Source organism: candidate division WOR-3 bacterium (assembly GCA_029858255.1).
Classification (GTDB): Bacteria; Hydrothermota; Tepidihabitantia; order SM23-42; family SM23-42; genus SM23-42.
Genome location: JAOUFJ010000028.1, coordinates 25,302 through 34,916, shown reverse-complemented (window position 1 = coordinate 34,916; position 9,615 = coordinate 25,302). Strand labels below are relative to the sequence as shown.

Here is a 9,615-nt window from a genome sequence, read left to right as displayed (position 1 = left end):
TGGGGACAATGCGAATTTTGAGATCGAGTTGATCAGTCCGGTAGCGATCGAGCAAGGCCTGCGCTTCGCGATCCGCGAAGGCGGCCGCACCGTCGGCGCTGGCGTCGTTACTAAAATAATCGAATAATGAACAAACTAAGAATCAGACTAAAATCATATGATCACCGTATTCTTGACCAGTCGGTGAAATCCATCGTTGAGACGGTCAAGCGTTTTGGCGTCAACATGGCCGGACCCGTTCCCCTCCCCACGGAACGTTCACTCTACACGGTACTCCGTTCCCCACACGTCGACAAGAAATCCCGCGAGCAGTTTGAATTGCGCGTGCACAAGAGGCTCATCGAACTGAATGATGTGACACCGGACATAATCGATGCCTTGAACAAACTGGAAATACCCGCCGGGGTATATATCGAAGTGAAGGCGATGTGATCATGATCGGAATCGTCGGCAGGAAAATCGGCATGTCCCAGGTATTCACAGAAAAAGGCGAAGTCACTCCGGTCAGCCTGATACAAGCAGGGCCGTGTTCGGTTCTGCAGGTCAAGGAAGAAACTCGTGATGGTTACAAAGCCATACAACTGGGCTTTGGCACGAGGAAAAAAGTGAACAAAGCCCTGAGCGGACATCTCAAGCAATCAAAGACAGAATCGGCGGCCCGTATTCTGGAGATAAGAGTGAACGATACCAGCAAGTACAAGGCCGGCGACAAAGTTGATGCGACGATTTTCGCAGACGGTGATTCAGTCTCGGTCACGGGGTGGACCAAAGGCCGTGGATTTTCTGGAGGCGTTAAAAGATGGGGATGGAAAGGTGGTCCCGCCACCCATGGTTCCATGGCGCACCGGCGAATCGGTTCATCCGGTCCCGGCTCATCACCGGGCAGGATATGGAAGGGTAAAACGATGCCGGGCAGATACGGTAATGAACGAGTGACCGTAAAAAATCTACAGGTTATCAAAGTAGAGAAAGAGAAAAATATACTCTACGTGAAAGGCGCGGTTCCGGGAGCACGCAACAGTTATCTCATAATAACAAAGGATGAATGATGCAGACGAAGCTATTTGACAAAAACGGCAAAGAAAGCGGAACCGTTGAATTGGGCAAGAAAATATTCGACCAGAAGATAAACGAGGCTCTTATCTGGGAGACGATAAATGCACTCATGGACAACCGCAGGATGGGACAAGCCAGCACTAAAACAAAAGCCGAAGTGAGGGGCGGTGGCAAAAAGCCCTGGCGTCAAAAGGGTATTGGCTGGGCAAGACATGGTAGCACGCGCTCGCCGATCTGGCGAGGTGGCGGTGTAACCTTCGGTCCTAAACCAAGAGATTACAGAACTTCAATGCCCAAGAAGAAGAAAATGGGCGCCCTCCTTGCGTCGCTGAGCGCAAAAGCGCAGGAAAGCAGGATCTTAGTCATCGAAGATATCAACCTGGATACGCCCAAAACCAAAAATTTCGTCCAAATATTAAAGGACATTAAGATCGACAAAGCGAAAACCCTCGTTGCGGTCGATGCCATGCAGAAGAATATCCTGATGGCGAGCCGCAATTTACGCAACGTGCAATTAAAGAGGGCAAATGACATCAATTGTTACGATGTAATGAGCGCTGAATATGTGTTGATTACCAGGAAGGGCCTTGAGAAATTGGAGCAGAGATGCGCAACGAAAGAATAATCAAGAGAGCGTTGATAACCGAGAAAGCAGATCGACTGCGGGAAAGGAATTGCTACCAATTTGAGGTCGCGAAGAAGGCGAACAAACGGGAGATCAAAGAAGCCGTGGAGAGACTGTTCAACGTGAACGTGACAGATGTGAAGACCGCTAATTTCCGCGGCAAGCCGAAAAGAATGGGTATCTCCTTTGGCTACACGACAGGATACAAAAAAGCCACGGTTACGCTGAAACCCGGGCAGAAGATCGAGTTGATAGAAGGTGCATGATGACAATCAAGAAATATAAGCCCACTTCACCCGCGCGCCGGTTCTACAGCGTCAATAAGCCGCCCGTAACCAAAACCCGACCTGAGAAATCGCTGTCGTTCAGCAAAAAGAAAAGCGGCGGCCGAAATAATCTGGGCAGGATCACGGCAAGGCACCGAGGTGGCGGACATCGAAAGAGGGTTAGAATCGTTGATTTCAGGAGAGACAAGAACAGCATACCCGCTACTGTGAAAACGATCGAATATGATCCTAACCGCAACGCGCTCCTCGCGTTGATCAGCTATAAAGATGGTGAGAAACGCTACATCATCGCACCGGAAGGTCTGCAGATCGGTGATACCGTAATGTCGGGAGACGATGCGCAGATCAAGATCGGTAATTGCTTGACGCTTGCGAGCATCCCTCTGGGCGTCGAAATCCACGGAATCGAACTGGCACCGATGAAAGGCGCTAAGCTGGTAAGAGGCGCCGGGCTATCTTGTCAAATACTCGCCAAAGAAGGTAAGTATGCCCATATCAAAATGCCGTCCGGGGAGATCAGATTGATCGATTTGAGATGCCGCGCGACAATCGGCAAAGTATCGAATACGCTTCATTCAAGTATCTCAATCGGCAAAGCAGGCAGGAAACGTCATATGGGAATTCGCCCGTACGTACGCGGTGTGGCAATGAATCCGATCGATCATCCTCTGGGCGGTGGAGAAGGACGTTCACACGGAGGCCGCCAGCCAACTTCACCATGGGGCTGGTTGACCAAGGGAAAGAAAACGCGGAAGAGGAACAAATCATCATCCAAGTTCATTCTTAAAAGGAGAAAGTAATGTCGAGAGCGCTCAAAAAAGGCCCCTATGTGGATGTCAAACTAATGAAGAAAATTTCCAAATTGATTGACAGCGGCGAGAAAAAAATCATCAAAACGTGGGCACGAAATTCAATCATTCCACCGGAGTTCGTGGGATTTACCGTCGCAGTGCATAATGGTAACCGATTCATCCCGGTTTATATAACCGAAAGAATGGTTGGCCACAAGCTCGGTGAATTCTCTCCCACCAGAACTTTTCGCATCCACTCGGGGACCAGAAAAGCCGAGAAGGAAAGAGAGTTTGAGAGATGATCGCACGCGCGATAAAGAGGTACGAACGGGTATCACCACGCAAGGTCAAAATGATCCTGGATGTTATCAGGGGAAAAGGCGTGATGGAAGCACGGGCACTTCTGCAATTTCACCCATCCCGATCCAAGATCCCCATTCTAAAAACCATGAATTCTGCAGTGGCAAATTTCAAAAACAGTGTCGGCACTCTACGCGTTGATGATAGTGAACTCTATGTCAAAGAAGCAAGCGTCGATGCAGGCCCGGCACTGAAACGCTGGAGACCGGGGTTTCGCGGCACCGCAGATATGATCAGAAGAAGAACCTGCCACATCAGAGTAATCGTCGATTCATACAAACCAATTGAGAAGAAGGGAGGCTAATGGGACAGAAAACACATCCGATTGGATTCCGCTTAGGCATTACCAAGGACTGGAAATCCAAATGGTTCGATCAACAGAATTATGGAAAGCTCGTTGCTGAAGACTATTCGATTCGTCGTTATCTATACCAGAGACTCTCTGATGCAATGCTTTCAGATATTATCATAAGGAGACTCTCAAACCGTGTTATTATTTCAGTCTACACTGCACAACCGGGCAAGGTTATCGGCAAGGGTGGAGAAGAAATCAAGAAACTCCGAGAAGAGATCAAGAGTCTGATAGATAAGGATGTGGCAATTAACATCGAAGAAATCAGAATGCCGGAGCTCGATGCCTTCCTCGTAGCGCAGAATATCACGCGTCAGATAAGACAGAGGATATCGCATCGACGTGCAATGAAACGCGCAATAATATCGGCAATGAAAATCGGCGCCCGCGGCATAAAGGTTGCTTGTTCCGGCCGACTAGGCGGTTCGGAGATAGCCAGGACCGAATGGTATCCCGAAGGCAGGGTCCCGCTGCAGACAATCAACGCTGACATAGACTATGCCTGTGCAACCGCATTTACAATCTACGGAACTGTCGGTGTCAAAGTCTGGATATACAAAGGAGATGTCCACTAATGCTCGAGCCGAAGAAAACGAAATACCGGAAGCATCACCGGGGACGCCGTAAGGGAAAAGCAACAAGCGGCAATTCCGTTGCGTTTGGCGAATATGGACTCGTTGCACTGGAACCCGCATGGGTAACGGCTCGGCAGATCGAAGCATCGCGCGTCGCCATAGCCCACAAGATGAAAAAAGGCGGCAAATTATGGGTAAGGATATACCCGGACAAACCCGTAACCAAGAAACCCGCCGAAACAAGAATGGGCAAAGGCAAGGGTGCGCCAGAATTCTGGGTGAGCGTTGTGAAACCGGGACGTATTCTATTTGAACTGGAGGGAATGAGCACGGATGAAGCTCAACATCTCCTGAGGCTCGCGGCAAACAAATTGCCGATGAAAACAAGATTCATGAAGAGGGAAGCTGGTGTGAGATATGAAGGTTTTTGAGATCAGAGAAAAAACTCGTGAAGAACTTATTGATATGCTTAACGGCCTGAACCGAGAGACATTCAACCTGCGATTGCGCCGTGGTGCTCAAGAACTCCCGAACCCACTGAGGCTGCGCACTTTACGCAGAGACATTGCCCGTATCAAAACGATACTGCGCGAAGACGAAAAGGGAATAAGGAAATTACTCGAACCAAAGAAAGTGGCAACGAAGGCTAAGAAAGGAGAAAAAGGTGCGTAGGAGGAAAGTCGGTACGGTAACCAGCGATAAACCTGATAAGACCGTGGTCGTAAGAATCACCACCTATGACAAGCATCCGCTCTATAAGAAATATGTGCGCAAGAGAACCAAGATTTACGCACACGATGCCAAGAATGAATACAAACTCGGGGACAAGGTAATGATCGAGGAAACACGGCCTTTATCCAAACTGAAGCGTTGGCGAGTCATAAGGAGAATCAAGTGATCCAGATATACTCCCGGCTTAAGGTCTGCGACAACACCGGGGCACGCGTGGCGATGTGCATAAGAGTCAGCGGCAGTTCGAGAACACGGTACGGTCGCATCGGGGATATCATCAATGTTTCCATTAAGGACGCGATGCCGAACGCCCCGGTCAAGAAAGGTGACAAAGGCAAGGCCGTAATCGTGCGCACAAAGAAAGAATACCGCCGCATAGATGGTTCGTACGTGAGATTCGACGATAATGCATGTGTACTAATCACTGAACAGAAGGAACCGAAAGGCACGAGAGTATTCGGGCCCGTCGCACGCGAACTGAGAGAAAAGGGATTCACCAAAATAATGTCGCTGGCGAGCGAAGTAGTATGAAGAGAGTGATTGAATGACCGACGATAAAAATAAACAAAGAAGAACAAAATTTCATGTACGGAAGAATGATCTTGTTGAAGTAATCACCGGCGAAGAGAGAGAGAGACGCGGCCGGGTTCTGGAAGTAATCCCAGAAAAGACCATGGCCATTGTCGAGGGCGTTAACCTCGTCAAGAAACATCAGCGAGCTCGCTCCCAGGCAAAACCTTCAGGTATCGTAACTGTGCCGGCACCGGTTAACATTTCAAATCTTATGTTGATCTGTCCAAAATGCGGTAAGAGAGCAAAGGTACGGATGGAAAAAATCGAAAATAAACGAGTAAGAATCTGCAAGAAATGTGGAGAAAGCCTTGAATAAGAAAAAAGAAGGCGATTACAAACCAAGATTGAAACAATTCTTCTTCGAAGAGCTGAGACAAACTCTTGTCAAGCAACTCGGATACGCTAACATGTATCAAGTACCGCAGCTCAAGAAAATCGTCATCAATGTCGGTCTCGGCGAAGCCGTGAATGATCCAAAAATCCTAGATATCGTCCGTGATGACCTCTCGCGGATAACAGGACAGGTCCCCGTACAGACAAAAGCCAAACGTCCGATCTCTAATTTCAAGATACGCAAGGGAATGGTCATAGGCCTCAAGACCACGCTCCGGGGAATCCGGATGTACGAATTCTTCGATCGCTTTGTGAGCTTTGCCGCACCAAGAATAAGAGACTTCCGCGGATTCTCAAGAGATTCCTTTGATGGACGTGGTAGCTATAACGTAGGGCTATCTGAACAGACCATATTCCCCGAGATCGAATATGATAAAATAAAAAAGGTATTCGGCATGGATATCGCGATTGTCACTTCGGCAAAAAAAGACGAAGATGCCCTTGCACTACTGGAAGGAATGGGCATGCCCTTTGAAAGGAAAAAGTAAAGGAGTTAAATGGCAACTTTAGCTTTAATCAACAAGCAAAAGAAAACCCAAAAACATAAAACACGACAGTATAATCGCTGTTTCAGATGCGGCCGGGCACGTGCCTATTACCGTAAATTTGGTTTGTGCCGTATCTGCTTCCGCGAGCTTGCTCTCAAGGGCGAGATACCGGGCGTTAGAAAAGCAACCTGGTAGACTCTTCACTGACGCTCAGATAAATCCGAAGCACTGAATCCGAAATACTAAACAAATATAAATATCAAAATTCGAATTTCAAACCAGCAAATTTGAAGTGATGTAGTTTGGCGTTCTGCTCACCGATGTTATTTTGTATTTTGTTTTTTGAATTTTGGTATTATTTAGGATTTAGATATTAGAATTTGGGATTTTAGCTCTAATTCGCCTTTTGCGAATTAGAGTTCGCTCCTTCCTTCTAGTGCCCTCGAGAGCGTCGTCGAGTCTGCGAGGTCGAGATCGCTGCCCATAGGCAAGCCGCGAGCGATTCGCGTGACCTTGATTCCTAGCGGTCTTATCAGCTTGGCGATATAGATCGCGGTCACATCACCTTCAGTAGTTGGATTCGTTGCAATGATCACTTCGTTAATATTATCGCCCTTAAGTCTGCCAATGAGCGAATCGATGCGCAGATCTTCTGGCCCGATGTTATCGATCGGCGAAATGACTCCATGGATAACATGATAGACACCTCGGTATTCGCTCGTCTTCTCGATGACCATAACATCGGAAGGCTGCTCGACCACGCACAGCTTGTCTTTTTCGCGGCCGCTGTCATTACAGATTTCACACGGGCTCTTTTCGCTGAGATTATGACAGACCGAGCACTCTTTTAGCCTGGTGCGTGCCCTTATGATAGCATCGGCCAATTCCTGCACCCTCTTCGTATCCATCTTCTGCAGATAGAAGGCGATACGCTGTGCTGATTTTCTGCCGATACCAGGTAACCACTGCAGTTTCTCAATCAAATCCCCGAGCAAAGCCATGGATTATTCTAGTGAAAATACCCTTAATAGTCAACACCGCAAAAACGGTCTTGATTTTGCCCGCGGATATGCTATAATAGATTGAATCATTCGTTCAACAACGATGGCAATATTCTATCGGCCAGTGAAAGGAGTCCTACCATGAAGATATTATTTTTGGGTCATGCGGCATTCCTCATCACATCGGAGGCAGGTGTCAGGATCATCACTGATCCGTATAAACCAGGCTGTTTTGATGGAGGTATAAAATACGAGCCGATAACCGAAGAAGCGAATATCGTATCGATATCCCATGAACATGACGATCACAACGAAACAGCGATAGCAGGTGATCCATCATTCGTAAGGGGAACCGGAGAAAAAGAGGTTGAGGGTATCAAGATCAAAGGCGTTCAGGTTCATCATGACGAGAGCGGGGGAAAAGAGAGAGGCGTGAACACAATCTACAACATGCTCATCGATGGTCTGAATGTAGTCCATCTCGGTGACCTTGGTCATGCTCTGTCTGTTGAGGATGCCACAAAAATAGGCAAAGTGGATATTTTGTTGATCCCGGTTGGCGGGTATTTTACGATTGGTGCGAAAAATGCAGAAACCGTCATCGATATTCTAAAACCAAAGGTTGTTATACCCATGCACTTCAAGACTGATAAGTGCGGCTTCCCAATCGCACCGGTTGAAGATTTCACAAAAGGCAAAGATATCAAGAAAGTAGAAGGCGAATTGGAAGTAAGCAAGCAAAATCTTCCCCCTACAACCAAGATCTACGTGCTGGCACCGACCAAGTAAAAATCAATTGTATAGAATCATGATGCTGTGCAGAGATCGTATGAGGGTTGGGGGTGTGGAAATGCGATACGGATATCGTAACCCTGAGACGGTTACTGAAACCGTCAGAGCCCATTGGGCTTAAAGGAGAGCAAATGAGGGAAGTGCCATTTCAAGCTATCGTTGACAAAGTCGCACGTCTCTGTATGGAGGCAAACTATTATTTGGGCGATGACGTCATCAAGGCATTCAAGGACGGATTGAAAAGGGAAGAATCGGCAACCGGCAAAGACATTCTGAATCAATTGCTGCAAAATGCCGAAATCGCCAAACAAGAAGATATCCCCATATGCCAGGATTGTGGGTTTGCGGTCGTCTTTCTGGACCTGGGCACTGAGGTCTACGTTAAAGGTAATATCATTGATGCAATCAATGAAGGTGTTCGTAAGGGGTATACAGAGGGGTACCTAAGGAAATCGATTGTCTCGGATCCGATCAAGGGCAAGAACACCGGTGATAATACACCCGCAATCGTTCACACTACGCTTGTTCCCGGCGATAAGATAAAAATCACGGTTGCACCAAAGGGTGGCGGCAGTGAAAATATGAGCGAGGTCAGAATGGGAAAACCAGCCGACGGCATAGAGGGAGTGAAAGACTTCGTAATCGACCGAGTATTGCGTTCAAGTGCAAATCCTTGTCCGCCTATAGTTGTCGGTGTGGGCATAGGTGGTACGTTTGAATATGTGGCCTTTCTGGCAAAGAAAGCATTGTTGAGAAATATCGGAGAAAGACATCCTGACCCCTTCTATGCGGACGTTGAAACAGAGCTTCTTCAAAGGATAAACAAGCTTGGCATAGGACCTATGGGTTTAGGGGGCAGAATCACTGCGCTGGATGTATTCATCGAAACTCATCCCCGCCATATCGCCTCATTCCCCGTAGCGGTAAACATTAACTGCCATGTTGCAAGACACAAAACTGCAATAATATAAGGAGACAAAATGGCTGACGTAACCAGAATGAAACCTCCCTTGAGTGACGAGGATATACTGAAATTGAAAATCGGCGATAGCGTACTTATCACCGGAAAGATATATACTGCACGAGATGCAGCACATAAACGATTGTTCGAACTTGCACAAAAAGGCGAGAAACTGCCGATCGATTTGAAAGGAAATGTCATCTACTATGCAGGCCCAGCGCCGACAAAACCAGGTTATATTATCGGGCCGGCAGGCCCGACAACATCAGGTCGTTGTGACCCATACACGCCGACTCTTCTTGCGCAAGGACTAAAGGGCATGATTGGAAAAGGCGTTCGGTCCAAAGAGGTGCGTGATGCGATGCAAGAATATAAGGCAGTCTATTTTGCTGCAACCGGAGGTGCCGCCGCCTTGATTTCAAAGAATATCAAAGCGGTCAAAATCGTCGCCTATGAAGACCTCGGCCCAGAAGCCATCCGTGAGCTCGAGGTTGAGAATTTCCCGGTTATCGTTGCCAACGACGCTTTTGGCGGTGATCTCTACCAGGAGGGAATCAAGAAGTACAAACGGTAGGCCTATTTCCTGATCTTGATCTTAAAAAGACACACTATTATGCCGCCAAAAAGGA

General features: G+C 47.7%; 20 protein-coding genes. 19 read left to right on the top strand and 1 reads right to left on the bottom strand.

Translation table 11 applies throughout. From position 1 onward, the window contains the following. The 16 genes from tuf to OEV79_10275 form a co-directional block, all read left to right on the top strand. Positions 1–127 (top strand): elongation factor Tu (gene tuf / locus OEV79_10350; GenBank protein MDH4211832.1); only part of this gene is annotated, 127 nt, incomplete at its 5' end. Further along, the gene (gene rpsJ / locus OEV79_10345; protein ID MDH4211831.1) at positions 127–432 is read left to right on the top strand and encodes a 30S ribosomal protein S10; all 306 of its coding nucleotides are present in this window, start codon (positions 127–129) and stop codon (positions 430–432) included. The genes tuf and rpsJ, both read left to right, overlap by 1 nt. A 2-nt stretch (positions 433–434) precedes the next feature. Beyond that, a complete protein-coding gene (rplC, locus tag OEV79_10340) occupies positions 435–1,049 on the top strand; it encodes a 50S ribosomal protein L3 (GenBank protein MDH4211830.1) in 615 nt (204 codons plus the stop codon). Continuing rightward, a complete protein-coding gene (rplD, locus tag OEV79_10335) occupies positions 1,049–1,681 on the top strand; it encodes a 50S ribosomal protein L4 (GenBank protein ID MDH4211829.1) in 633 nt (210 codons plus the stop codon). The genes rplC and rplD overlap by 1 nt, the downstream gene beginning before the upstream one ends. Then, complete coding sequence (locus OEV79_10330; protein ID MDH4211828.1) at positions 1,663–1,947, top strand: 50S ribosomal protein L23; 285 nt, start codon at positions 1,663–1,665, stop codon at positions 1,945–1,947. The genes rplD and OEV79_10330 overlap by 19 nt, the downstream gene beginning before the upstream one ends. After that, positions 1,947–2,768: a 50S ribosomal protein L2 gene (rplB, locus tag OEV79_10325; protein MDH4211827.1), complete on the top strand. Its 822-nt coding sequence runs from the start codon at positions 1,947–1,949 to the stop codon at positions 2,766–2,768. The genes OEV79_10330 and rplB overlap by 1 nt, the downstream gene beginning before the upstream one ends. Further along, positions 2,768–3,061, top strand: coding sequence for a 30S ribosomal protein S19 (rpsS, locus tag OEV79_10320; GenBank protein MDH4211826.1), 294 nt, complete (start codon positions 2,768–2,770; stop codon positions 3,059–3,061). The genes rplB and rpsS overlap by 1 nt, the downstream gene beginning before the upstream one ends. Next, the gene (gene rplV, locus OEV79_10315) at positions 3,058–3,423 is read left to right on the top strand and encodes a 50S ribosomal protein L22 (GenBank protein MDH4211825.1); all 366 of its coding nucleotides are present in this window, start codon (positions 3,058–3,060) and stop codon (positions 3,421–3,423) included. Before rpsS ends, rplV begins: the two co-directional genes overlap by 4 nt. Next, entirely contained in the window at positions 3,423–4,046 is a 624-nt protein-coding gene (gene rpsC, locus OEV79_10310) for a 30S ribosomal protein S3 (GenBank protein MDH4211824.1), read from the top strand. Before rplV ends, rpsC begins: the two co-directional genes overlap by 1 nt. After that, complete coding sequence (rplP, locus tag OEV79_10305; protein ID MDH4211823.1) at positions 4,046–4,477, top strand: 50S ribosomal protein L16; 432 nt, start codon at positions 4,046–4,048, stop codon at positions 4,475–4,477. Before rpsC ends, rplP begins: the two co-directional genes overlap by 1 nt. Continuing rightward, positions 4,464–4,718, top strand: a complete 255-nt coding sequence (gene rpmC / locus OEV79_10300) for a 50S ribosomal protein L29 (protein MDH4211822.1) — start codon at positions 4,464–4,466, stop codon at positions 4,716–4,718. The genes rplP and rpmC overlap by 14 nt, the downstream gene beginning before the upstream one ends. Beyond that, positions 4,711–4,944, top strand: a complete 234-nt coding sequence (gene rpsQ, locus OEV79_10295; GenBank protein MDH4211821.1) for a 30S ribosomal protein S17 — start codon at positions 4,711–4,713, stop codon at positions 4,942–4,944. The genes rpmC and rpsQ overlap by 8 nt, the downstream gene beginning before the upstream one ends. Then, complete coding sequence (gene rplN / locus OEV79_10290; GenBank protein ID MDH4211820.1) at positions 4,941–5,309, top strand: 50S ribosomal protein L14; 369 nt, start codon at positions 4,941–4,943, stop codon at positions 5,307–5,309. The genes rpsQ and rplN overlap by 4 nt, the downstream gene beginning before the upstream one ends. A gap of 13 nt (positions 5,310–5,322) precedes the next feature. After that, complete coding sequence (gene rplX / locus OEV79_10285) at positions 5,323–5,667, top strand: 50S ribosomal protein L24 (GenBank protein MDH4211819.1); 345 nt, start codon at positions 5,323–5,325, stop codon at positions 5,665–5,667. Beyond that, on the top strand, positions 5,660–6,232 hold the full coding sequence (rplE, locus tag OEV79_10280; GenBank protein ID MDH4211818.1) for a 50S ribosomal protein L5: 573 nt from the start codon (positions 5,660–5,662) through the stop codon (positions 6,230–6,232). The genes rplX and rplE overlap by 8 nt, the downstream gene beginning before the upstream one ends. 9 nt (positions 6,233–6,241) lie before the next feature. Next, positions 6,242–6,427, top strand: coding sequence for a type Z 30S ribosomal protein S14 (locus OEV79_10275; GenBank protein ID MDH4211817.1), 186 nt, complete (start codon positions 6,242–6,244; stop codon positions 6,425–6,427). A 218-nt stretch (positions 6,428–6,645) separates the two neighbouring features. Here the strand turns inward: OEV79_10275 and recR are convergent, their stop codons facing one another. Then, entirely contained in the window at positions 6,646–7,233 is a 588-nt protein-coding gene (gene recR, locus OEV79_10270; protein ID MDH4211816.1) for a recombination mediator RecR, read from the bottom strand. 141 nt (positions 7,234–7,374) lie between these two features. Between recR and OEV79_10265 the strand changes: the two genes are divergently transcribed. The 3 genes from OEV79_10265 to OEV79_10255 all read left to right on the top strand — a co-directional run bounded on the left by OEV79_10265 (position 7,375) and on the right by OEV79_10255 (position 9,560). Next, positions 7,375–8,022 carry an MBL fold metallo-hydrolase gene (locus OEV79_10265; protein ID MDH4211815.1) on the top strand — a complete coding sequence of 216 codons (648 nt, stop codon included), beginning with the start codon at positions 7,375–7,377 and terminating at the stop codon, positions 8,020–8,022. A gap of 134 nt (positions 8,023–8,156) precedes the next feature. Beyond that, entirely contained in the window at positions 8,157–8,996 is an 840-nt protein-coding gene (locus OEV79_10260; GenBank protein ID MDH4211814.1) for a fumarate hydratase, read from the top strand. Positions 8,997–9,005: 9 nt separating this feature from the next. Beyond that, positions 9,006–9,560: a Fe-S-containing hydro-lyase gene (locus OEV79_10255; protein MDH4211813.1), complete on the top strand. Its 555-nt coding sequence runs from the start codon at positions 9,006–9,008 to the stop codon at positions 9,558–9,560. Positions 9,561–9,615 lie beyond the last annotated feature (55 nt).

Excerpts from the sequence above, each read along its gene's own strand:
- OEV79_10260 (MDH4211814.1), top strand. The coding sequence starts at position 8,157 with ATGAGGGAAGTGCCATTTCAAGCTATCGTTGACAAAGTCGCACGTCTC.
- rplB (MDH4211827.1), top strand. The coding sequence starts at position 1,947 with ATGACAATCAAGAAATATAAGCCCACTTCACCCGCGCGCCGGTTCTAC.
- rpmC (MDH4211822.1), top strand. The coding sequence starts at position 4,464 with ATGAAGGTTTTTGAGATCAGAGAAAAAACTCGTGAAGAACTTATTGAT.
- rpsJ (MDH4211831.1), top strand. The coding sequence starts at position 127 with ATGAACAAACTAAGAATCAGACTAAAATCATATGATCACCGTATTCTT.
- recR (MDH4211816.1), bottom strand. The coding sequence starts at position 7,233 with ATGGCTTTGCTCGGGGATTTGATTGAGAAACTGCAGTGGTTACCTGGT.
- OEV79_10330 (MDH4211828.1), top strand. The coding sequence starts at position 1,663 with ATGCGCAACGAAAGAATAATCAAGAGAGCGTTGATAACCGAGAAAGCA.
- rplD (MDH4211829.1), top strand. The coding sequence starts at position 1,049 with ATGCAGACGAAGCTATTTGACAAAAACGGCAAAGAAAGCGGAACCGTT.
- rpsC (MDH4211824.1), top strand. The coding sequence starts at position 3,423 with ATGGGACAGAAAACACATCCGATTGGATTCCGCTTAGGCATTACCAAG.
- OEV79_10275 (MDH4211817.1), top strand. The coding sequence starts at position 6,242 with ATGGCAACTTTAGCTTTAATCAACAAGCAAAAGAAAACCCAAAAACAT.
- rpsS (MDH4211826.1), top strand. The coding sequence starts at position 2,768 with ATGTCGAGAGCGCTCAAAAAAGGCCCCTATGTGGATGTCAAACTAATG.
- rplX (MDH4211819.1), top strand. The coding sequence starts at position 5,323 with ATGACCGACGATAAAAATAAACAAAGAAGAACAAAATTTCATGTACGG.
- OEV79_10255 (MDH4211813.1), top strand. The coding sequence starts at position 9,006 with ATGGCTGACGTAACCAGAATGAAACCTCCCTTGAGTGACGAGGATATA.
- rplV (MDH4211825.1), top strand. The coding sequence starts at position 3,058 with ATGATCGCACGCGCGATAAAGAGGTACGAACGGGTATCACCACGCAAG.
- rplP (MDH4211823.1), top strand. The coding sequence starts at position 4,046 with ATGCTCGAGCCGAAGAAAACGAAATACCGGAAGCATCACCGGGGACGC.
- rplC (MDH4211830.1), top strand. The coding sequence starts at position 435 with ATGATCGGAATCGTCGGCAGGAAAATCGGCATGTCCCAGGTATTCACA.
- OEV79_10265 (MDH4211815.1), top strand. The coding sequence starts at position 7,375 with ATGAAGATATTATTTTTGGGTCATGCGGCATTCCTCATCACATCGGAG.